This window comes from Bradyrhizobium sp. LM2.9 (assembly GCF_054056555.1).
Genome location: NZ_JBSRYJ010000002.1, coordinates 2,213,719 through 2,236,310, shown reverse-complemented (window position 1 = coordinate 2,236,310; position 22,592 = coordinate 2,213,719). Strand labels below are relative to the sequence as shown.

Genomic DNA, 22,592 nt, shown 5'->3' with positions numbered 1-22,592 from the left:
ATATTCCACTTTACCGAAATTCGGAAATGGCGTATGTGTCGCCCATCCCGGCTCACCCTTGAGGGGCGACCATGTGTCGTGATGGTCGTAGAGCCGGGCGTGCGGTGGACGCGGCAGCGTCGGGCGCGAAAGTGCGGGCAGGGCGGATTGCTCTCCGTGAGCCCAGAACTTCGTGCCGACGAGCGGCGCTGTCAGGTTCGTCTCGTCATCAGGTCGGCGGCAACGTGCACAACGTCGTCGAAACCGGTGGCGACAAGCGAGCCGTGCGTACGGCAAAACCGTGTGGTCCTGGCCGTCGTTGCTACGGTCAAGCCTTGGCGGAGGCGGCATTCGCGTCAACCGGCGCGGTGTCCGCGACTTTCGTGAAGGCGAGGGAGGCCAACAGGAACTCGGCTCCCGGGAGAGCACGGCATAAGCCGTAAAGCCACTGCGCAGGGAAGGCCGAGTGATTTGGCTACACCTGTATGCTGCTGTGCGGTTTCCTTGCGCTACCTTTCGCGCAGCGGACCGCGGGTGCCAGCCGGCACCTGGCCTTCCCTGCGCCCTCCTGGACAAGAGGGTGGATCGACCAGCAAAGCTCGGGCGAAATGCGCCGCGAGGACGCGAAGGCGTGTCTGTCGTTTGAAATGGATGCGACGTTGGATTCCGCTCTCGTGCCCCGGACGCCGCGCAGCGCCTTGCGGTGCGCTGCCGAGCCGGGGCCCATGCTGCAGAGAATTCGCGGCTTCTGGGTCCCGGCTCTGCGCCGCAACGCTAAGAGGCGTTGCAGCTTGTCCGGGACACGAGAGTGAGCACCGACGATGCCCCTTGCTCGCGAGCGCAGCGACTTGTCCGCCGAAGCTTTAGCGAAGGCGGAAGCAATCCAGAATCCCTCCGCGGAAAGATTCTGATCTCCTACCCAGGATGCGGCGCAGCGCTTCCGGGACACGTGAGTGGTGATGAAGGCGCCGACTCAGCCGAACTGCGCGCCCTCATCTTGCCGAAGTGAGCGCGCGCGCCACCGCCGCAAAATCTGAGGTTGTGGACCGCCCTTCCAGCGAGGGTATCACTGTAGGCTTTCCCGTGTCCTTCGGGTCACGATTGTGCCGTCCATGCAACACTCATCCCGGATCTAACCCTCATCTCTGTCCATTCGCATCAACGCCGCTTTTTGGCCACACCTGAACTTGAATAAAATCGCTCTAATGTTTTAGCGGCAGCGGTGGTCCTGAAAGGCGACGGGAAATCCCAAGGTCGATTCAAATCTTGGCTCTGATTTTTCGGGTCTGAAAGGGTTGGCCGGGGAAACTGGTTTGCGATGGACGCAAAGACCGACATCAAGCAGAGGCTGCCGAGCCGTCACGTGACGGAAGGCCCTGCGCGCGCGCCCCATCGCTCCTACCTCTACGCCATGGGTCTCACCACCGAGCAGATCCACCAGCCGTTCGTCGGCGTCGCCTCGTGCTGGAATGAGGCCGCGCCCTGCAACATCTCCCTGATGCGCCAGGCGCAGGCGGTGAAGAAGGGCGTCGCATCCGCCGGCGGCACGCCGCGCGAGTTCTGCACCATCACCGTGACCGACGGCATCGCCATGGGCCATGACGGCATGCGCTCCTCGCTGCCGTCCCGCGAATGCATCGCCGATTCCGTCGAGCTGACGATCCGCGGCCACGCCTATGATGCCCTCGTTGGCCTCGCCGGCTGCGACAAGTCGTTGCCGGGCATGATGATGGCGATGGTCCGCCTCAACGTGCCCTCGATCTTCATCTACGGCGGCTCGATCCTGCCCGGCAATTTCCGGGGCCAGCAGGTCACCGTGCAGGACATGTTCGAAGCCGTCGGCAAGCACTCGGTCGGAGCGATGTCGGACGAGGATCTCGACGAGATCGAGCGCGTGGCGTGCCCCTCGGCGGGTGCCTGCGGCGCTCAGTTCACCGCCAACACGATGGCGACCGTCTCCGAGGCGATCGGCCTGGCGCTGCCGTACTCGGCTGGTGCTCCGGCACCGTATGAAATTCGCGACGCCTTCTGCATGACCGCGGGCGAGCAGGTCATGGCCTTGATCGCTCAAAACATCCGGCCGCGCGACATCGTCACCCGCAAGGCGCTGGAGAATGCGGCCGCCGTGGTCGCCGCGTCCGGTGGCTCGACCAATGCTGCATTGCACCTGCCGGCGATCGCGCACGAGTGCGGCATCAAGTTTGACCTGTTCGACGTCGCCGAAATCTTCAAAAAGACACCATATGTCGCTGATTTGAAGCCGGGCGGCCGTTATGTCGCCAAAGACATGTTTGAAGTAGGTGGCATACCGCTTCTGATGAAGACGCTGCTCGACAACGGATTTCTCCACGGTGACTGCATTACGGTTACCGGTCGAACGATCGCCGAAAATCTCAAAAGCGTGAAATGGAATCCGCACCAGGACGTGGTGCACCCGGCAGACAAGCCCATCACCGTCACCGGCGGTGTGGTCGGTCTGAAGGGCAATTTGGCGCCAGAAGGTGCGATCGTGAAAGTCGCGGGAATGTCCAACCTCAGGTTTACCGGTCCGGCCAGGTGCTTCGACCGTGAGGAGGATGCTTTCGAGGCCGTCCAGAAGCGTACCTACCGCGAAGGCGAAGTCATCGTGATCCGCTACGAGGGGCCGAAGGGCGGTCCCGGCATGCGGGAAATGCTCCAGACCACCGCGGCGCTGACCGGCCAGGGCATGGGCGGCAAGATCGCGCTCATCACCGACGGCCGCTTTTCCGGCGCCACCCGCGGCTTCTGCATCGGCCATGTCGGGCCTGAAGCCGCCATCGGCGGCCCGATCGGGCTGCTCGAGGACGGCGACATCATCGAGATCGACGCGGTCGCCGGGACACTTGACGTAAAATTGAGCGACCAGGAGCTTGCCCAGCGCAAGACCAAATGGAGCGCTCGCGCGACTAACCACACGACGGGCGCGCTCTGGAAATATGCTCAGCAGGTTGGACCGGCGGTCGGGGGGGCAGTGACCCATCCGGGCGGCGCGCACGAGAAACAGTGCTATGCGGACATCTAGGCGTATCATAGTTGCGTTTGTGTTTGGGGCTACCGCGCTAGGCGCGCCGGCGCTCGCCTTCGACGGCGCGCCCGTCAGCCCGAAGGATGCGACCATCCCGGTGGTGACGACCTTGCCGGGCGCAGCGGGCAAGGTGCGCAATGTGCCGCCGGCGGTCGCGACCCAGGAAACCTCGCTCAGCGCCCTGCAATATGCCGCCGAGGGTGGCCACCCCATCGCGCAGTGGAGGCTCGGCCGCATGTACGCCAATGGCGACGGCGTTGCCCAGGATGATGTGCGCGCGTTCGAGTATTTCAGCCGCATCGCCAACGCACATGCCGAGGACAGCCCCTCGGCGCCGCAGGCCCAGATTGTCGCCAACGCCTTTGTCGCGCTTGGCCGCTATTATCTGAGCGGCATCCCGAATTCGAAAGTCAAGCCGGACCAGGAGCGGGCGCGGGAGATGTTCTCCTATGCCGCGTCCTATTTCGGCAACGCGGATGCGCAATACGACCTCGCCCGCCTGTACCTGAAGACACCGGACGCCTCGCGCGAGGATTTTCGCTACGGCGCGCGCTGGCTTGGGCTCGCCGCGCAGAAGGGCCAGCACGAGGCCCAGGCGCTGCTCGGTCAGATGCTGTTCAACGGCGACCGCCTGCCGCGGCAGGCCGCGCGCGGCCTGATGTGGCTGACGCTGGCGCGTGACAGCGCAGGTAGCGACGAGACCTGGATCAAGGAAAACTACAACCGCGCCTTCGCAAAATCCTCCGACGACGACCGCGCCATGTGCCTGCAAATGCTGGAGCAGTGGGTGCAGGGCCGCCGGGAGTGATTGGTTGAGGCGGCCTCACGCCGCCTCGAGATCCAGATCCGCCCACACCGGCACGTGGTCCGACGGCTTCTCCCAGCTGCGCACATAGCTGTCGATGCCGACATTGGCGAGCCGGTCGCTGGCCTGTGGCGACAGCAGCAGATGGTCGATCCGCAGGCCGTGATTCTTCTGCCAGGCGCCGGCCTGGTAGTCCCAGAAGGTGTAGAGCCCGGGCTCGTCAGTAACCGCCCGCAGCGCATCGGTCAGGCCGAGGCCGAGCAGGGACTGAAAACTCTCCCGCGTCTCAGGCTTGAACAGGGCGTCCTCGGTCCAGGCGGCGGGGTTATGGACGTCGCGGGCATGCGGGATGACGTTGAAGTCGCCTGCGAGGACCAGTGGCTCCTCGGACTTGAGGCGCTCCTTCGAATACTCAAGAAGCCGCGACATCCATTTGAGCTTGTAGGGATATTTCTCGGTCCCGACCGGATTGCCATTGGGCAGATAGAGGCAGGCGACGCGCAGCACCCCACGCTTCAGAGTGACCACGCCTTCGAGGAAGCGAGCGTGCGCATCCTCGTCGTCGCCGGTCAGCCCCGACTTGGTCTCGTCGAACCGGAGCTTCGAGAGCAGGGCGACACCGTTGAACGTCTTCTGCCCATGGGTGACCACGTTGTAGCCGAGCGCCTCGATCTCCAGCCGCGGGAAGGCCTCGTCGACGCATTTGATCTCCTGGAGGCAGACGATGTCCGGCTGGCACTCCTTCAGCCAGGTCAGCAGCAGATCAATCCGCTGCCGGACCGAGTTCACGTTCCAGGTGGCAATTCTGATGGGCATGTCGGCGGGCTCCGGGCAGGGGCCATGGTTAGAACAAACTGCAAACGCGCCCGTCAAGGCGCCCGCAAAATCTCCCACAAAATTAACCCGGCTTAAGCCGGGCCTGGGCCATTGATACTGAAAAGGTTTTTCGAATGGCATGGCCGGACAAATCCATGAAGCGAACCGAGCCGCGCGACGGCCTGATCGGCGCGTTCCTGTACTGGCTCGGCGGCTTCGAGATCGAGGACGGCCTGACTGCCGATCTCAGCGAGCGCGAGCTGCGCCGCATCCGCGCCAAGCAGATCGACGCGGTGACCCGGCTGATCCCGATGACGATGGCCGTCACCATGCTCAATGTCGCGGTCGTGCTAGTGCTGTTCTGGGGCCGGGGCTGGAACGATTTCCTCGCAATCTGGGGCATGACCCTCGCCGCCACCGCCTCGCTCGCGGTGCGCGCGTGGCGGCGTTCGCATCGGAACCCGCCGCAAGAGGCTACCGCGCGCGCCGCGCGGCAGATGCTGCGGCAGGCATTTTTCCTGGCCGCGATCTGGGGCACGCTGCCGCTCGCCCTGTTCAGCCGCATCGAGCCGACCAGCCAGCTCATCCTGGCCTGCCTGATGGTCGGCATGATGTCCGGCGGCGCCTTCACGCTCTCGACCTTCCCGCGCGCCGGCCTCGTCTATCTCGCGACGACAACGATCGCCTGCGCCGGCGCACTGCTGTTATGCGGCACCGGGCCTTACCTCGTGACCGCGGTGTTCCTGCTGCTGTTCGCGTTCTTCATGGCGCGCAACATCGTCTCACAAGGCAATCTGTTCCTCGGCAATCTCAAGGCCCAGCTCGAGCTCGAGCGCCAGACCGAGATCATTTCGCTGCTGCTGAAGGATTTTCAGGAGAACGCCAGCGACTGGCTGTGGCAGACCGATGCCGAAGGGCATCTGGTCGACGTGCCCGAGCGCTTCGCCGCCGTCGCGCAGCTGCCGCTGCAGCTGCTGAAGGGCTCGCATTTCGCCGACGTGCTCGACATGCTGTGCCCCGAGGACAAAAGCGCGGCCTACAACGTCGTCGGGCTGATGGAGCACGCCGAACCGCTGCACGAGATGAACCTCAAGGTCGTTGCCGGCGGCGAGGCGCGGCTGTGGTCGCTTACTGCGAATCCAGCCCACGACCGCGACGGCCAATTCCTCGGCTATCGCGGCTTCGGCCGCGACGTGACCGAGCGCTGGCGCGCGGAAAAGGCCGAGGCCGAGAGCCGCGCCAAATCGGATTTCCTGGCGGTGATGAGCCATGAGATCCGCACGCCCATGAATGGTGTGCTCGGGCTCGCCAGCATGTTGCTGGAGACGAAGCTCGATCCGGAGCAGCACGAGGCGGTCACGTCGATCCGCGAATCCGGCGATAATCTCCAGCGCATCCTCAACGACATCCTCGATCTGTCCAAGCTCGAGGCCGGACGCTTCGCGTTCGAGGCGATCGACATCGCGCCGCAGGCGCTGGTCGAGACAGTCGCGACCGTCGTGCGCGCGAGCGCCAAGAGCAAGGGGCTCACGGTCAAGGTCGAGCTTGATCCGAACCTGCCGCCGACGTTGCGCGGCGACGTCGCACGCATCAGGCAGGTGCTGCTCAACCTCGCTTCCAACGCGGTGAAATTCACCGACCAAGGCGAAGTCACGATCGCAGCAGTCTGTCAGGCGCGCCGCGATCTGCTCGCCACTGTCGAATGGAGCGTGACCGACAGCGGCATCGGCATCGCCCCCGAAAAGCTCGGCCAGCTCTTCTCTGACTTTGCGCAGGCCGATGCCTCGATCAGCCGCCGCTTCGGCGGCACCGGGCTGGGCCTGGCGATCTCCCGGCGCATCATCGAGCAGATGGGCGGCACCATCGGCGTCACCTCGACGCCGGGTGAGGGCTCGACCTTCCGCTTCACGCTGGTGCTGCCCTGGAGCCAGGCGCAGGCATCCGACCACAATTCAGACCGCGACGAAGCCGACGATCTGAAGGCGCGTATCGCCGAACTCGACCGGCCGTTGAAGGTGCTGGTCGCGGAGGACGATGCCGTCAACCGCATGGTCGTCAGCAAGATGCTCGGCGCCTTCGACGTCGAGCTGCGCGTCGTGGCCGACGGCGTCGAGGCCGTCGAGACGGTTGCCGAGAGCAACTATGATGTCGTGCTGATGGACGTGCGCATGCCCGAGATGGACGGCCTTGCTGCGACGCGTGCGATCCGCGCACAGGGCGGGCGCTTCGAAGCCCTGCCGATCGTCGCGCTGACCGCCAACGCCTTCGCCGAAGACGTCAAGATATGCCGCGAGGCGGGCATGTCCGACTTCCTGGCAAAACCGTTGCGCAAGCCCGCGCTGGTCGCGGCACTGCTGCGCGCGCTGGACGGCCAATTGGTGTCGGAGGACGCACCGCTTCAGCCGGAGCAGATGCCGGTCGAGGTGGACTGGACGGACGAGGAAAGGCAGATCACCGGCGCATAGCCGGCGACGTCAGATCGAGAAGCTGGTCCCGCAGCCGCAGGACGCGGTGGCGTTCGGATTGTTGACGCGGAACGAGGCGCCGATCAGATCGTCGACGAAATCGACCTGCGAGCCCGCCAGGAACGGCTGCGAGGCGGAATCGACCAGCACCACCGCATTGTCCTGCTCGATCACGAGATCGTCGTCGGTGCGGGCACGGTCAATGTCGAACTTGTACTGGAAGCCGGAGCAGCCGCCGCCCTCGACCGAGATCCGCAGCATCGCGCCAGACCCTTCGCCCTTGAGGATCTCCCCAATCCGGCGTGCGGCCTTGTCACTGATGGTCACGTCAGTCGTCATCGTTCGTCTCCGATAGTCCCGCGGTCACACCAAGGGCACTTGAAGGAAGGGGACTTGAAGGTCACTTGCCCAATTCATTTGGTATCCCGGGTGCGGCATAGTTAAGTACCACCATACGCAGAATCAAATGGATAGAGACTAAATTCGCCGTGTCCGTCGGAATGGCTGCCCCCCACGCGCCCTATGCCTGCGATCCCGAGCGCAGCCGCGGCCGGTTGGTTGCGGAACCGCCGAGCCAGACCCGCAGTCCGTTCCGGCGGGATTGCGACCGGGTGATCCATTCCACCGCGTTCCGCCGGCTGAAGTATAAGACCCAGGTGTTCGTGTTCCACGAGGGCGACCACTACCGCACCCGGCTGACCCATTCGCTGGAGGTGGCGCAGATCGCCCGCGCGCTGGCCCGGCAGCTCGGGCTGGACGAGGATCTCACGGAAACCCTCGCGCTCGCCCACGACCTCGGCCATCCGCCCTTCGGGCATGCGGGCGAGCGGGCACTGGACGCCTGCCTGAAGGAGTTTGGCGGCTTCGACCACAACGCCCAGACCTTGCGCGTCGTTGCGGCGCTGGAGCACCGCTATCCTGATTTCGACGGGCTCAACCTGACCTGGGAGGCGCTGGAGGGCATCGTCAAGCACAACGGTCCACTGACCGATCGCAGCGGCGCGCCGGTCGGACATTATCGCGAGCACGGCATTCCCGTCGGCATCGCCGACTACATCAAGATCTACGATCTCGAATTGTGGAGCTTCGCCTCACTCGAAGCACAGGTCGCCGCGATTGCCGACGACATCGCCTATGATGCCCACGACATCGACGATGGCCTGCGCGCCGGCCTGTTTCACCTCGACGACCTCAAGGTGATGCCGTTGACCGCGGAGATCATCGCCGAGACCTCCGCGCATTACCCCGACCTCGAAGACGTCAGGCGCGGCGCCGAGCTGGTGCGCGAGCTGATCTCGCACCTGATCGGCGCGGTGTTCGCCGAGGCGCAGAAGAACCTCGCCGCCGTGAAACCGCAATCCGCCCAGGATGTGCGCCAGCAGAGCCGGGCTCTAATCGCGTTCCCCGCCGCGGTCGCCGAGGAGGAGGCCGCCATCAAGCGCTTTCTCTATCAGCACATGTACCGCCACAAGCGGGTCATGCGGGTGATGGGCGAGGCGGAACAGATCCTGTTCGACCTGTTCGCCAAATACCTCAAATCGCCCGGCGAGCTGCCGCCGGAATGGCTGGTCGGGGCGGAGGCGGACAATGAAGGCGACCGGGCCCGGCGGATCGGCAATTTCATTGCCGGAATGACCGACCGTTTCGCTCTGACCGAGCACCAGCGGCTCTTTGACTCGACCCCGGATTTGCGTTAGGCGGCGCCCATGCCCGACACATCCTCAGCACTGCACCTGTTCGCCGACGTGCTCGCACGCGTGCACGCGGTCTGCCGCGTGCTCGCGACGGAAGCCAACTGGCCCGAGGGTATCGATTTCTCGCGCGTGGTGGTCGAGCCGCCGCGCGACGCCACCCATGGCGACATGGCGACCAACGCCGCCATGGTGCTTGCGAAAGAGGCAAAGGCAAAGCCGCGCGATCTCGCCGAGCAGATCGCCGAGCGCCTGCGCGCGGATACCCTGATCGCCAAGGTGGACGTCGCCGGCCCAGGCTTCATCAACTTGACGCTGAAGCCGGCTGCCTGGGCGGAAGCGCTGCGTACGGTGCTGCGCGAGGGCGCCGATTACGGCCGCGCCCGCGGCGGCTCAAAGGTCAATGTCGAATACGTCTCGGCCAACCCGACCGGGGCCGATGCATGTCGGCCATTGCCGCGGCGCCGTGTTCGGCGATGCGCTGGCGAGCCTGCTCGAGTTCGCAGGCCGTGACGTCACGCGCGAATACTACATCAACGACGCCGGCGCGCAGGTCGACGTGCTCGCCCGCTCGGCGTTCCTCCGGTATCGCGAAGCGCTCGGCGAGGACATCGGCGCGATCCCGGAAGGCCTTTATCCCGGCGACTATCTGAAGCCCGTCGGGCAAGCGCTGGTGAATGAGCATGGCGACAAGCTCCTCGCAATGAGCGAGGCCGCATGGCTGCCGACGGTGCGCGCCAAGGCGATCGCGATGATGATGGACGAGATCAAGGGCGATCTCGGCGCGCTGAACATCCGCCACGACGTGTTCTTTTCGGAGCGCTCGCTGCTGGACCCCGGCAACAACAAGGTCGCCGAGACGATCGATTTCCTGCGCGCCAAGGGCGACATCTATCAGGGCCGCCTGCCGCGGCCTAAGGGCGCTCCGGCCGAGGGGATTGGGAAGATCGCGAGCAGCTGCTGTTCAAGGCGACGGCCTATGGCGACGACGTCGATCGTCCGCTGATCAAGTCAGACAATTCCTACACCTACTTCGCCTCCGACATCGCCTACCACAAGAACAAGTTCGACCGCGGCTTTGCCGAGATGATCGACGTCTGGGGCGCCGACCATGGCGGCTATATCAAGCGCATGCAGGCGGCGGTGAAGGCGACGACCTCCGGCAAGGGGGCGCTCGACGTCAAGATCGTCCAGCTCGTGAAATTGCTGCGCAACGGCGAGCCGGTGAAAATGTCGAAGCGGAGCGGGGACTTCGTCACCTTGCGTGAGGTGGTGGATGAGGTCGGCCAGGACGCCGTCCGCTTCATGATGCTCTATCGCAAGAACGATGCGGTGCTCGACTTCGACCTCGCCAAGGTCATGGAACAGTCGCGCGACAACCCGGTGTTCTACGTCCAGTACGGTCACGCCCGTGGCCACTCGATCTTCCGCAATGCACGCGCGGAGGTGTTCCCGGAACTCCCCGAGGATACGGAAAAGCGCATCGCATGGCTCGCTGAGTCGGCGGTAGAGCGGCTGTCGGACCCGGCTGAGCTCGACCTTCTCAAGCGGCTCGCAATTTTTCCGCGCATGCTGGAAGCGGCCGCAAGCGCCCACGAGCCGCACCGAATTGCCTTCTATCTCTATGATTTAGCCAGCGAATTTCATGCACTTTGGACGAAGGGGCGCGATTTGCCCTATTTACGCTTCATTATCAATAATGATGCACTTCTAACGAAGGCGCGGCTGGCCATGGTCCAGGGCGTCGTCTCTGTCCTGGCATCGGGCCTCGCCATCCTCGGCGTCCATGCTCCGGACGAGATGCGGTAGTTTGGGGCGAACTACTTAAGGGGATTGTTGGGGGTAACCGGCAGAAGCCGGATCGCTTAGACTTGGTTGAAAGCCTTGTGGGTCGAAAGCCGTGCCTTGGTCGAGGGGGCGTGCGGCTTTCCCGAAGGGACGCATCATCACGATGGCCGAACGATATCAGGACAGACCGTTTCCTTCCGATGACTATGGTCGCGGTGGTGATCAGCATGGGAGGGCCGAGAGCGGCGATCCCTTGGCCGAGCTCGCTCGCCTGATCGGGCAGACCGATCCGTTCGCAGCGCAGGGGCGGCCCGGCGCGCACCCGCCAGCAGCGCCTGCGCCTGCCCAGGGCTATCAGGACCATGACTACCGGCAGGACGATTACCAGCAGGACCATGTAGAGCAGGCCTCGCCGCCGCCCGGACCACCCTCATGGATGCGGCGCGCCAATGTGCAGCCCGCGCCAGCCCCTGAGCCTGCCTATCCCGTTTCCGGAAGCCCGGTTCATCCGTTGCATCGCTATTCAGCCCAGCCGACCGCGCCAGAGCCTGATTTTCATCAGCCGCAGGCCCATCAGGATCCCGCCTACCAGGATCAGACTTATCAAGCTCAGGCCTACCAGGATCAGGCCTACCAGCAGCCCGATCAGGCTTACCAGGAGCAAGCCTATCAGCAGCCCGATCCGGCGCGCTACGACGATGCGCTCTACGGACGGCTGGAGGCGGGCGAGCAGGACTACCAGCGCGACCCCGCCTATCCCGACGATCCTTACGCGTTCCAGAGCGACTATCCCGAGGCCGATCTCGACGAGCCGAAAAAGCAGCGCGGCGGCATGATGACGGTCGCGGCGATCCTGGCGCTTGCCGTGGTCGGGACCGGCGCTGCCTTCGCCTACAAGACCTATGTGGGCTCGCCCCGCAGCGGGGAGCCGCCGATCATCAGGGCCGACAACACGCCGACCAAGGTCGTGCCGGCGCCGTCGGATTCTTCGGCGAAAGTGCCGGACCGCATGGTCACCGGCGATGGCACCGAGAAGATCGTGCCGCGCGAGGAAGCGCCTGTTGACGTCAACGCCAAGGCGGGAGGTCCCCGTGTGGTGTTCCCGCCGCTGAACCAGAACGCGAACCCGCCTCCGGTCGCGAGCGTGTCGCCGTCTAGTATTCCGCCGTCGAGTGCGGGTCCGAACCCGAGCAACGGGACGCTGCCGAACAATTCGCCGCGCCCGATCAGGACTGTGGCCGTGAAGGGCGATCAGAACGATAGCGCGGCGCCGCAATCGGCTGCGGCCAGGACGGCAACTGCGCCGAAGACGCTCGCGGCACCAGCTGCGCCGATCGCCCCGCACACGCCCCCGACCTCGGCCAATGCCAGCGCCAACCAGCCGATGTCGCTGGCGCCGCAGGCGCCGCCAGCCGAGCCGCCGCAGCGGATGGCTGCGAGCAACCCGACGCAACTCGCGCCCACCAGCAGTGGCGGCGGCTACATCGTACAGGTCTCGTCGCAACAGAACGAGGACAGCGCCGCCGCATCCTACCGGGTCCTTCAGGGCAAGTATGGTAGCATCCTTGGATCGCGCTCGGCGGTGATCAAGCGGACCGATCTGACTGACAAGGGCAAGGGTATCGTCTACCGCGCCTTCGCCGGGCCCTATGGTTCGGCCGCGGAAGCGACGCAGGTCTGCAACAGCCTGAAGGCTGCCGGTGGACCACAGTGTCTCATCCAGAGGAATTAACGGCCGTTTCCTTGACCCCCTCGCGGGTCAGGGTTAATCGGCCGTTATGAGCACGCGGGCCTTCATTACGGGCGTATCCGGAACGGAACTGACCGCCGTAGAGCGGGAGTTTATCCGCAGCGAACGCCCATGGGGCTTCATCCTCTTCAAGCGCAATATTGAGACGCCGGCTCAAGTTGCTGCACTCGTTGCGGAATTGCGAGCGGCTGCGGGTTCTGCTGATGCCCCTGTCCTGATCGACCAGGAGGGCGGACGGGTGCAACGGCTGGGACCGCCGCATTGGCCGGTCTATCCGCCGGGCGCCATTTTCGCAGGCCTCTACGACGCTGATTCGGCGCTCGGGCTGACCGCGGCGCGCCTCAGCGCTCGACTGATCGCGGCCGATCTCGCCGATCTCGGCATTACCGTGGATTGTTTGCCCCTGGCCGACGTTCCCGTGGCCGGCGCCGATGCAGTCATCGGAAATCGAGCCTATGGCACTGAGCCGGGCAAGGTCGCGGCGATTGCCCGGGCCGTCACCGAGGGCTTGGAACAGGGAGGCGTGCTGCCGGTCCTCAAGCACATTCCCGGCCATGGGCGAGCCACCGCCGATACTCATTTCAAGCTGCCGACGGTCGATACATCCAGGGACGAACTGGAGCGGACCGACTTCGCGGCATTCAAGCCGCTGGCGGATTTGCCGATGGCCATGACTGCACATGTTGTGTTTAGCGCGGTAGACCCCGCCCATCCGGCGACGACATCTGCGACAATGATCGCTGAAGTGATTCGCGGCGTGATTGGGTTCCAGGGTTTGTTAATGAGTGATGACGTGTCGATGAACGCGCTGTCGGGGAATATCGCCGAACGGACCCGCGCCATCTTCGCGGCCGGCTGCGACGTGGCCCTGCATTGCAACGGCAACATCAAGGAGATGCGCGAGGTCGCCGGCCAGACACCTGAATTGGCGGGCAGGGCGCTGGAGCGGGCAAACGCCGCGCTCGCGGCGCGTAAAGCACCGCAGCCGCTCGACCGCGCGGCCGCACGCGCCGAACTGGACGCATTGATCGCACGGGCAAACACGGCATCGGCATGACCGCAGAAATCCTATCGTTTGAAACCGGGCGGCCCGCAGAACTCGCCGAGGGTGAGCCGGCGTTGGTGGTGGACGTCGAGGGCTATGAGGGGCCGCTCGACCTGCTGCTCGCACTGGCGCGGCAGCAGAAGGTCGATCTCGCCAAGATCTCGATCCTGGCGCTCGCCGACCAGTATCTCCACTTCATCGAAGCCGCGCGAAAGATCCGGCTCGAGCTTGCCGCCGATTATCTCGTGATGGCGGCCTGGCTCGCCTTCCTGAAATCGCGCCTGCTGCTGCCGGAGCCGCCGAGTGCGGACGGCCCGAGCGCGGAGCAGATGGCGACGGCGCTCGCCAACCGCCCTGCGCCGGCTGGAAGCCATTCGCGAAGCCGCCAACCGGCTAATGAACAGGCAGCAATTGCTTCGCGACATCTTCCCGCGTGGTGAGCCCGAGCAGATCGCCGAGATCAAGCATCCGAAATATACCGCGACGCTCTACGACCTGCTCACCGCCTATGCCTCGCAGCGTCAGTCGCGCGTGCTGGCGAGCGTGCATCTGGCCAAGCGCACGGTGTGGTCGCTCGCCGAGGCGCGCGCCACGCTGGAGCGGCTGGTCGGCAGCATCAGCGAACAGGACGACTGGGGCGTTCTCGACGACTATTTGCTCCGGCACGTCGCCGATCCGACGCAGCGCGCGACGGTGCTGGCTTCGAGTTTTGCGGCTGCGCTCGAACTGGTGCGCGAAGGTCAGCTCGAGCTGAACCAGAAAGAGGCGTTTTCGCCCATCTATTTCCGGAAGGGGCGCCCTCGGCCGATCGTGGACGCAGCTCCTGCGCCCGATGCGCCGGTCGCTTAAGTGCAACAAGGAGAATCTGCCATGGCAAGCCTGGCTGAAGTGCGGGTAGATGAGGCCGAGCCGATGGAGAACGAGTCCCAGGCACGTCCCGAAGAATTGCGGCTGCTGGAAGCGCTGCTGTTCGCTTCGAATGAACCGCTGGACACTGCGACGCTGGCCAAGCGCATGCCCGAGGGTGTGGACGTGAAGGCCGCGCTCGAGCAGTTGCAGGCCGACTATTCCTTGCGCGGCGTGAACCTCGTGCGGGTCGCCAACAAATGGACCTTCCGCACCGCGGGCGATCTCGCCTGGCTGATGACCCGTGAGAGCACCGAGACCCGCCGCCTGTCGCGCGCCGCGATCGAGGTGCTCGCGATCATCGCCTATCACCAGCCCGTGACGCGCGCCGAGATCGAGGAGATCCGCGGCGTCGTCACCTCGAAGGGCACACTGGACGTGCTGCTGGAAACCGGCTGGATCAAGCCGCGCGGCCGTCGCAAGACACCGGGGCGTCCCTTGACCTTCGGAACCACCGAGGACTTCCTGTCGCAGTTCACTCTGGAACAGCTCGGCGATCTGCCGGGCTTGGAGGAGTTGAAGGGCACGGGCCTGCTGGATTCGCGTCTGCCGACCGGATTCAGCGTGCCGACGCCGTCGGACGACCCGCAACTGCGTGAGGACGAGGATCCGCTGGAACCGGGCGAGGACCTCGATCTGGCGCTGGCGCCTGCGGTCGAGCCCGAGACGCCGCCGGAAGACGGCAATGAGGGTGGCGAGGGCGGCGACGCGGACTGACGTCCCGGCCTTTTACCGGCCCCCTGCGACCAGTTAACACTAGCAAGATTACGTAGCGCCAACAGCGAATTGGCGCTGCCTTGGTCCTTGTTTTTGACACCTGCCAAGCCTAGGTTTCTGTGAAGATCGGCCGGTCCCCGGCCATACGCGTTTGGAGGATTGCAGGATGGGTTCACTTAGCATTTGGCACTGGATCCTGGTGATCGCAGTCGTCCTGCTGCTGTTCGGCCGCGGCAAGATTTCGGATCTGATGGGCGACGTGGCGCAGGGCATCAAGGCGTTCAAGAAGGGCATGCAGGACGACGACAAGGTCGCCGACAAGCCCGAGCCGGCCAAGTCCCTCGAGCACAATGGCGCGCCGACCGCGGCCCGGTCCGACGTCGGCAGCAAGGCCGTCTGAGCAGAGTACGCGAGACGCGGGTAGCGCCCGATCCTGCGCGCAAGGGGATTGGGCCGGTTGCGGCTGGCGTGAACGGAAGGCCTCATGTTCGACATCGGGTGGAGTGAACTGGTCCTGATCGGGGTCGTGGCCCTGGTGGCCATCGGCCCGAAAGAGCTGCCGGGCGTGCTGCGCATGGTCGGGCAGTGGATGGGCAAGGCCCGCAAGATGGCCGCCGAATTCCAGGGCCAATTCCAGGAAGCGATGCGCGAGGCCGAAATGGCCGACCTCAAGAAGAGCTTCGATGAGGTCAAGGAAGCGGCTTCCGGTTTTGCCGGCAACAATCTGATGACCTCGCTGCAGAAGGACGTCAGCGACGCACTCCGCGTCGATGCGCTGGACAAGCCGGCCGAGACGACCACCACGGCGGTCGAACCGCCGGCGAGTTCGATTGAAGCGCCGACGACGTCAAGTGACGCGTCGACGACGTCAAGTGACGCGCCGGTCACCCCGACCGCTCCGGAAGCGCCGACGCCGGAGACCTTCGTGGAGGCCGAAGCGCATGCGGCCGTGAACGAGCCGCTCGCCATCACCCGTGAGGTTGAGCAGGCGCAGGTCGCACAGGACACCGCACCATCCGAAGCGATCAAGGACGCCAAAGCGTCATGAGCGACGCCGATATCGAGGCCAGCAAAGCCCCATTGATGGACCATCTGATCGAGCTGCGGTCGCGGCTGATCAAGGCGCTGCTCGGCTTCGGCGTGGCCTTCATCTTGTGCTTCTTCTTCGCCAAGCAGATCTACAACGTGCTGGTCTGGCCGTTCGTGTGGGTCGCGGGTCCCGAGAACTCCAAATTCATCTACACGGCGCTGCTGGAATATTTCATCACCCAGCTCAAGCTTGCACTGTTCGGCGCCGGCTTCATCTCGTTCCCGATCGTCGCGACCCAGATCTACAAATTCGTCGCGCCTGGCCTATACAAGCACGAGAAGAATGCCTTCGTCCCGTATCTGGTCGCGACCCCGTTCTTCTTCGTGCTGGGCGCGGCCCTGGTCTATTTCGTCGTGCTGCCGATGCTGGTCCGCTTCTCGCTCGGCATGCAGCAGGCCGGCAGCGACGAGACCGCGCAGATCCAGCTGCTGCCCAAGGTCGGCGAATATCTGTCGCTGATGATGTCGCTGATCTTTGCCTTCGGCATCGCTTTCCAGCTCCCGGTGATCCTGACGCTCTTGGGCCGGATCGGCATCGTCTCGGCAAAAATGCTGCGCGAGAAGCGCCGCTATTTCATCGTCATCGCCTTCGTGATCGCGGCCGTGCTGACGCCCCCCGACGTGCTCAGCCAGTGCTCGCTCGCGATCCCCTTGCTCGCGCTCTACGAGGGCTCGATCATCGCGGTGAGCATTGTGGAGAAGAAGGCGGCAGCTTCAAAGGCGGCCACCGGCACTGACGTATCGACCCCGGCTAATCCGGCGGAGTAGGGACGAGATGTCATTCCCCGCGAAGGCGGGGAATCCAGTACGCCGCGGCCTCTCGGGGAATCATTGACCTCTCTGGAATACTGGATCATCCGCCTTCGCGGATGATGATAGCCATGCTAGGAGACGCGCTGACTTACAACGTTCGCCGTTGTATGTTTGCGCGCTGATCCAGGACCACGGCCATGCACGACATCAAATCGATCCGCGACAATCCGCAAGCCTTCGACGCCGGCCTCGCCCGGCGTGGCCTGAAGCCGTTGTCGGCGTCGCTGCTCGCGATCGACGAGAAGCGGCGGGCGGCGATCCTGGCCTCGGAGCAGGCGCAGGCGCGGCGCAATGCGGCCTCCAAGGAGATCGGCGATGCCAAGAAGGCCAAGGACGAGACGCGCGCGGCCAAGCTGATGGCGGAGGTCGCCGAGCTGAAGACAACGATGCCGGAGCTCGAGGCGGCCGCGAAGGCTGCCGACGAGTTGCTGACAATGGAGCTGTCCGCGATCCCGAACATTCCGTTCGATGAAGTGCCCGATGGCGTCGACGAGCACGGCAACGTGCAGCGCCACGTGTTCGGCAACAAGCGCAACTACGGCTTCGCGCCGAAGCTGCATGACGATCTCGGCACCGCGCTCGGCTATATGGATTTCGAGGCGGCGGCAAAACTTTCCGGCGCGCGCTTCGTCGTGCTGAAAAACGGGTTGGCGAGGCTGGAGCGCGCGCTCGGCCAGTTCATGCTCGACCTGCATACCAACGAGCACGGCTACACCGAGATCAACCCGCCGCTGCTGGTGCGCGATGAAGTGATGTACGGTACTGCACAGCTACCTAAGTTCAGTGCAGATCAATTCCGAGTAGAAACTGAGGATGACCAAATACGGAAATGCCTACGTAAATTTTGACCTCGCCAAGCAGCACATTTTGGATTTTGCCGAAGAGAATGGCGCCCAGGCTGCACGCGAAGCAAAGCACGCAGTATTGGGCTTCGAATACAAGCAGAATCCTGACCGTCGCTGGCTTATTCCGACCGCTGAGGTAGCGCTCACCAATCTCGTTCGCGAATCCATTCTCGACGAAAAGCAGTTGCCGATGCGGCTGACTGCGCTGACGCCGTGTTTTCGCGCGGAGGCGGGCGCCGCAGGGCGCGACACCCGAGGCATGATCCGACAGCACCAGTTCACCAAGGTGGAACTGGTCTCGATCACGACGCCGGAGACGAGCAAGGACGAGCACGAGCGCATGCTCGCCTGTGCCGAGGAAGTGCTGCGGCGGCTCGACCTGCATTACCGCGTGATGACGCTGTGCACCGGGGATATGGGTTTCTCGTCGCAAAAAACCTATGACATCGAGGTCTGGATGCCAGGCCAGGGCGACGGCGGGGCATTCCGCGAGATCTCGAGTTGCTCGGTGTGCGGCGATTTCCAGGCCCGCCGCATGGATGCGCGCTCGCGTGGGCCGGACGGGAAGCCCCGCTTTGTGCACACGCTGAACGGCTCCGGGACCGCAGTCGGCCGCGCGCTGATCGCCGTGATGGAGACCTATCAGCAGGAGAACGGCTCGATCGCGGTCCCCAGCGTGCTCCAGCCCTATATGGGCGGGATCAAGGTGGTCGCGCGCGAGTAGGCGTGTTGCCAATCTGAAACTCAGAAACGTTTGGTTGCGAAGATCGGGCGGCCGGTTATCCTGCCGGCCACCCGACAACGCGAACCCCTCGTTCATGGCCTTGCACCGCGACATCTTCTGGGTGGGCAGACAATGGGCGGTGACAGGTGCCGGCATCCAGGCTGTCGATCAGCGGCTGCGTGGCGTGCTCGACATCGCGATCGCGCGGCTATGGGACGACGATCTGGTCCAGAGCCGGCGGGCCAAGCCCGGCGTGAATGCCGCGGATTTCGACAACGCGCTGACGATGGCACGGGAACGCTTTCCGCAGGCGCCGGTGGCGGACCCGTTCGTTGAACAGCTGGAGGCGCTCGGCGTGATCGAGGCTCCAATCGTGAGCCCGGTCGTGCCGGCGATGAAGCTGCACGCGGAGGGCCGGCTGGCGCGCTTCCTGCCGCAATGGCGCGTTCGCCGCTAACAGAACCGGGAACGGCCGCCGGCCCCGATCGGCCGGTTTGCCTGATCGGCCCCAGCCGGATAAGACGGCTCAGACCCGTTTCAGGAATCGACCTTTCGCATGCGCATTCTCTGCACCAATGACGACGGCATCCACGCCCCCGGCCTCAAGGTGCTGGAGGAGATCGCACGCGCATTGTCCGATGACGTCTGGGTGGTCGCGCCTGAGCTCGACCAGTCCGGCGTGTCGCATTCGCTGTCGCTGAACGATCCCCTGCGCCTGCGCGAAGTCGGCCCGCGGCACTTCGCCGTGCGCGGTACGCCGACCGACTGCGTCATCATGGGCGCGCGCCATATCCTCGGCGCCAAGCTGCCCGACGTCGTGCTGTCGGGCGTCAACAAGGGCCGCAACGTCGCCGAGGACGTGGTCTATTCCGGCACCATCGCCGGTGCGCTGGAAGGCACCATCCTGGGGCTGCCGTCGTTCGCGCTGTCGCAGGAATTCAGCGTCGAGACCCGCGACCGGCCGCTGTGGGACACTGCGCGCAAATTCGGCCCCGACATCCTGCGCAAGGTGATCGCCGCCGGCATCCCGAAGGACACGGTCATCAACGTCAACTTCCCGGCTTGCGCGCCGGAAGATGTGCTGGGCATCCGCGTGACGCGGCAGGGCAAGCGCAATCTCGGCTTCCTCAGGATCGACGAGCGCAAGGACGGCCGCGGCAATCCCTATTTCTGGATCGGCTTCGAGCGCGCGGCGATGATTGATACGCCCGCCGAAGGCACTGATCTCGCGGCGCTGCGCGGACGCTACGTCTCCGTCACGCCGCTCAGGCTCGACCGCACCAACGAAGCGTTTTCCGAGGCGCTGAGTGCGACGCTGAAGTGAGTCCGCTGGAACTTAAGGCCTAGCCGCCGCGAAGCGCGGCTTCGATGGTCTTGCCGAGCGCGTCGAGCTGAAACGGCTTCTGAAGCGCCGGCCGATCGCGGTACTGCTCGGGGAGCCCGGAGGAGCCGTAGCCGGTGGCGAAGATGAACGGGCAGCCTTTCGCCTTGATGACATCGGCGACCGGCGAGATGACCTTGCCGTTGACGTTGACGTCGAGAATGGCGATGTCGAACTCGGTTGCCTGGGCGAGCCGCATGGCTTCGGTGATGTCGCCCGCCTCAGCCGCGACCTTGTAGCCCAGCTCTTCGAGCATATCCGCGACCATCATCCTGATCATCACCTCGTCTTCGACGAGGAATACAGAGCGGCCTGAAAGCCCCGTCGCGGTCATGGTAGAGTCCTTGCCCATTGCTAAAAACGTTCGCAGATAACATGAATCGACGCAATGCGCGTTTCGACGATCGGATGTCTGAAATGGCCATCGAGGCTCGCCCGTTGCAAGCCGATTTGTGGTCAGATACGCCAGCAGAAGCGTATCACGGGTTCCTGAAGCGGAACAGGATTCTCGCGCTCCGGGTTGGCATCCCGGACCCCCAAAACAGCATAAGCAGGCAATGACCTCCCATCAGCACCCGCCGGAAAAGATGATGTTTCAGCTCACGCTGAGGCGCCGGGGTATCAGCGACCAGGCGATCCTGCGGACCATGGAGGAGGTGCCACGCGAGCAGTTCGTGGACGAAGCCGATCGCGACGGGGCCTATCGCGATACCGCGCTGCCGATCGCCTGCGGGCAGACCATCAGCCAGCCCTTCGTCGTCGCGTACATGACCGAGCAGCTCCAGCTCCAGAAGAAGCACCGTGTGCTCGAGATCGGCGCCGGCTCGGGCTACCAGGCCGCGGTGCTGTCGCGGCTCGCCGGCCAGGTGTTGACCGTCGAGCGCTACCGCAAGCTCGCGGACGCCGCACGTATCAGGCTTGAAAAGCTCAACTGTCATAATGTCGAGGTGATGCTGGGCGACGGACTCAATCTGCCTCCCAATATCGGCCCGTTCGACCGCATCATCGTCACGGCCGCGATGGAGCAGATTCCGGACAACCTGATCGAGCGGCTGGAGGTGGGCGGCATCCTGATCGCGCCCGTCGGCCCGCATCAGGGCGTGCAGACGCTGATCCGCCTGAGCCGGACCGAGGCCGGGATCGAGCGCAAGGAACTCGTCGACGTCCGCTTCGTGCCGGCGCTGCCCGGCGTGGCGCGGGAGCTGTAGAATTCCGGATTGGCTGTGCGGCCAACATCTTATTGGGAGGGTTAAGCCGTTATTTACTCGGCGCGTGTTTACTTAAAAGACCAGTTCTGTTGCGTACGAGTGAGTAACCATGTCCGCTGTCGCCGAGTTGCTTTACTCGCGCCGCGTACCGCAGGTCGCGGTGCTGGCGCTGTATCTCCTTCAGCTTCGCAGGGTGCAGCGCCGACATGTCGTCGCGCATGTCCCAGTCGAACTTCTCCAACCCCTTCGCGCAGGAATCGACCGGTTCGGTGCAGCAGGCACCGCCGCCGCAGCGCGAGCTGCCGCAATATTCGCGGCCACAGACCCAGTCCGGCTACTACCAGTCGCAGCCCTTGTCGCCGCCGGCGGTGTCCGCGCCGCAATCCTATCCGGTTGCGGCAGGTGGCGGTGTGTCTGGAGGCGGACGTGGCATGGGGTCCTACGCAGCCCCGGCGCAGCCGCATCTGGAGACCACGGCCACCGTGCCGCCGCGCTCGGTTGCAGCCGCCCAGCCGGTCGGTGGAACCAAGATCATCGTCGGCACCAGCGATACGCTTGAGTTGCTCGCCAAACGCTATCGTGTCACGCCGCAGGCGATCCTCGCGGCCAACGGTTATAAGGGCCCGCGCTCGCTCTCGCCCGGCCAGCAGCTGATCATCCCGCACCAGGCCACAGCCGCTGCGCCCGCGCCGCTCATGGCTCCCGTTGCGGCGGCGCCTGCTGCGAAGCCGGTTGCTGCCGTTGCCGTGCCGCCGAGCACGCACTTCGTGAACCACGGCGACACGCTCGTCAGCATCGCCCGCAAGAACCACATCTCGGCGGCTGAACTGGCCCGCGCCAACGGCCTCAATCCGTCTGCAAAGCTCAAGCTCGGCACCCGGCTGGCCGTGCCCGGTGCCAGGACTGCCGCCCTCGCGGCGCCGGTTGCCGCGGCTCCGGTCGGATCCGCCCCCGTCGTGGGTACGCTACAGCCCGTCGCGGTCGCTCCTGCGCCTGCGACCAAGATGGCGGCCGTCGCCGCGCCGGTGCAGAGCGCGCGCCTGGCGCAGGCCACGGCCAATGTCGAAGAGAAGACCGCGGAAGCTCCGGCGAAAGCTGCGGAGACCACCAGCGCGCTGCCGACCTTCCGCTGGCCGGTGCGCGGAAAAGTGGTCACGACTTACGGCGCCAAGACCAATGGCAAGTCCAATGACGGCATCAATCTCGCCGTGCCCGAGGGGACGCCCATCAAAGCGGCCGAAGACGGCGTCGTTGCCTATTCCGGCAACGAGCTGAAAGGTTATGGCAATCTAGTCCTGGTTCGGCACTCCAACGGCTACGTCACCGCATATGCCCATGCGAGCGAGCTGATGGTGAAGCGCGGAGATACCATCAAGCGCGGCCAGGTCATCGCCAAGTCGGGTCAATCCGGAGAGGTGGCGTCGCCGCAGCTCCACTTCGAGATCCGTAAGGGATCGAGCCCGGTTGACCCGCTTCAATTCCTGAATGGGGCGTGAGGCCTGCGTTGCCTCGACACTGAATCCG

The 22,592-nt window shown here is 64.7% G+C and carries 16 protein-coding genes and 4 pseudogenes; 17 read left to right on the top strand and 3 right to left on the bottom strand.

Features of this window, described 5'->3' with window-relative positions; translation table 11 throughout:
* The first annotated feature begins 1,297 nt into the window (after positions 1-1,297).
* Together ilvD and ACVWW3_RS12160 are read left to right on the top strand one after the other, a co-directional pair.
* A complete protein-coding gene (ilvD, locus tag ACVWW3_RS12165; RefSeq protein WP_247349176.1) occupies positions 1,298-3,022 on the top strand; it encodes a dihydroxy-acid dehydratase in 1,725 nt (574 codons plus the stop codon).
* A complete protein-coding gene (locus ACVWW3_RS12160; protein WP_247446600.1) occupies positions 3,009-3,833 on the top strand; it encodes a tetratricopeptide repeat protein in 825 nt (274 codons plus the stop codon). Before ilvD ends, ACVWW3_RS12160 begins: the two co-directional genes overlap by 14 nt.
* A gap of 15 nt (positions 3,834-3,848) precedes the next feature.
* Here the strand turns inward: ACVWW3_RS12160 and xth are convergent, their stop codons facing one another.
* Positions 3,849-4,646, bottom strand: a complete 798-nt coding sequence (xth, locus tag ACVWW3_RS12155; RefSeq protein WP_354047949.1) for an exodeoxyribonuclease III — start codon at positions 4,644-4,646, stop codon at positions 3,849-3,851.
* A 134-nt stretch (positions 4,647-4,780) separates the two neighbouring features.
* Here xth and ACVWW3_RS12150 point away from each other — a divergent pair, with 134 nt between their 5' ends.
* Positions 4,781-7,111 (top strand): ATP-binding protein, encoded by a 2,331-nt coding sequence (locus tag ACVWW3_RS12150; protein WP_456649914.1) that lies wholly within the window; start codon positions 4,781-4,783, stop codon positions 7,109-7,111.
* Positions 7,112-7,120: 9 nt separating this feature from the next.
* Here the strand turns inward: ACVWW3_RS12150 and erpA are convergent, their stop codons facing one another.
* Positions 7,121-7,450 (bottom strand): iron-sulfur cluster insertion protein ErpA, encoded by a 330-nt coding sequence (gene erpA, locus ACVWW3_RS12145; RefSeq protein WP_007610737.1) that lies wholly within the window; start codon positions 7,448-7,450, stop codon positions 7,121-7,123.
* Positions 7,451-7,599: 149 nt separating this feature from the next.
* Here erpA and ACVWW3_RS12140 point away from each other — a divergent pair, with 149 nt between their 5' ends.
* The 12 genes and pseudogenes from ACVWW3_RS12140 (at position 7,600) to surE (ending at position 19,803) form a co-directional block, all read left to right on the top strand.
* Entirely contained in the window at positions 7,600-8,808 is a 1,209-nt protein-coding gene (locus ACVWW3_RS12140; protein WP_456671972.1) for a deoxyguanosinetriphosphate triphosphohydrolase, read from the top strand.
* Between the two features lie 9 nt (positions 8,809-8,817).
* A pseudogene (gene argS, locus ACVWW3_RS12135) lies at positions 8,818-10,611 on the top strand (arginine--tRNA ligase).
* 142 nt (positions 10,612-10,753) lie between these two features.
* Complete coding sequence (locus tag ACVWW3_RS12130) at positions 10,754-12,322, top strand: SPOR domain-containing protein (RefSeq protein WP_456649916.1); 1,569 nt, start codon at positions 10,754-10,756, stop codon at positions 12,320-12,322.
* A 46-nt stretch (positions 12,323-12,368) separates the two neighbouring features.
* Positions 12,369-13,397, top strand: coding sequence for a beta-N-acetylhexosaminidase (gene nagZ, locus ACVWW3_RS12125; RefSeq protein WP_456649917.1), 1,029 nt, complete (start codon positions 12,369-12,371; stop codon positions 13,395-13,397).
* Positions 13,394-14,234, top strand: a pseudogene (locus tag ACVWW3_RS12120) (segregation and condensation protein A). Before nagZ ends, ACVWW3_RS12120 begins: the two are co-directional and overlap by 4 nt.
* Before the next feature lie 21 nt (positions 14,235-14,255).
* Entirely contained in the window at positions 14,256-15,008 is a 753-nt protein-coding gene (gene scpB, locus ACVWW3_RS12115) for an SMC-Scp complex subunit ScpB (RefSeq protein WP_456649919.1), read from the top strand.
* A 166-nt stretch (positions 15,009-15,174) separates the two neighbouring features.
* A complete protein-coding gene (locus ACVWW3_RS12110) occupies positions 15,175-15,408 on the top strand; it encodes a twin-arginine translocase TatA/TatE family subunit (protein WP_456649920.1) in 234 nt (77 codons plus the stop codon).
* Between the two features lie 84 nt (positions 15,409-15,492).
* Entirely contained in the window at positions 15,493-16,056 is a 564-nt protein-coding gene (tatB, locus tag ACVWW3_RS12105) for a Sec-independent protein translocase protein TatB (protein ID WP_456649921.1), read from the top strand.
* On the top strand, positions 16,053-16,865 hold the full coding sequence (gene tatC / locus ACVWW3_RS12100) for a twin-arginine translocase subunit TatC (protein ID WP_354106499.1): 813 nt from the start codon (positions 16,053-16,055) through the stop codon (positions 16,863-16,865). The genes tatB and tatC overlap by 4 nt, the downstream gene beginning before the upstream one ends.
* Positions 16,866-17,047: 182 nt before the next feature.
* A pseudogene (gene serS / locus ACVWW3_RS12095) lies at positions 17,048-18,479 on the top strand (serine--tRNA ligase).
* A 94-nt stretch (positions 18,480-18,573) separates the two neighbouring features.
* On the top strand, positions 18,574-18,936 hold the full coding sequence (locus tag ACVWW3_RS12090; protein ID WP_247349160.1) for a hypothetical protein: 363 nt from the start codon (positions 18,574-18,576) through the stop codon (positions 18,934-18,936).
* 99 nt (positions 18,937-19,035) lie between these two features.
* Positions 19,036-19,803, top strand: a complete 768-nt coding sequence (gene surE, locus ACVWW3_RS12085; RefSeq protein WP_247349159.1) for a 5'/3'-nucleotidase SurE — start codon at positions 19,036-19,038, stop codon at positions 19,801-19,803.
* A gap of 19 nt (positions 19,804-19,822) precedes the next feature.
* Here the strand turns inward: surE and ACVWW3_RS12080 are convergent, their stop codons facing one another.
* The gene (locus tag ACVWW3_RS12080; protein ID WP_008547195.1) at positions 19,823-20,194 is read right to left on the bottom strand and encodes a response regulator; all 372 of its coding nucleotides are present in this window, start codon (positions 20,192-20,194) and stop codon (positions 19,823-19,825) included.
* A gap of 223 nt (positions 20,195-20,417) precedes the next feature.
* Between ACVWW3_RS12080 and ACVWW3_RS12075 the strand changes: the two genes are divergently transcribed.
* Both ACVWW3_RS12075 and ACVWW3_RS12070 read left to right on the top strand, forming a co-directional pair.
* The gene (locus ACVWW3_RS12075; RefSeq protein WP_247349468.1) at positions 20,418-21,068 is read left to right on the top strand and encodes a protein-L-isoaspartate(D-aspartate) O-methyltransferase; all 651 of its coding nucleotides are present in this window, start codon (positions 20,418-20,420) and stop codon (positions 21,066-21,068) included.
* A gap of 109 nt (positions 21,069-21,177) precedes the next feature.
* Positions 21,178-22,564 (top strand): annotated as a pseudogene (locus ACVWW3_RS12070) (peptidoglycan DD-metalloendopeptidase family protein).
* Positions 22,565-22,592 lie beyond the last annotated feature (28 nt).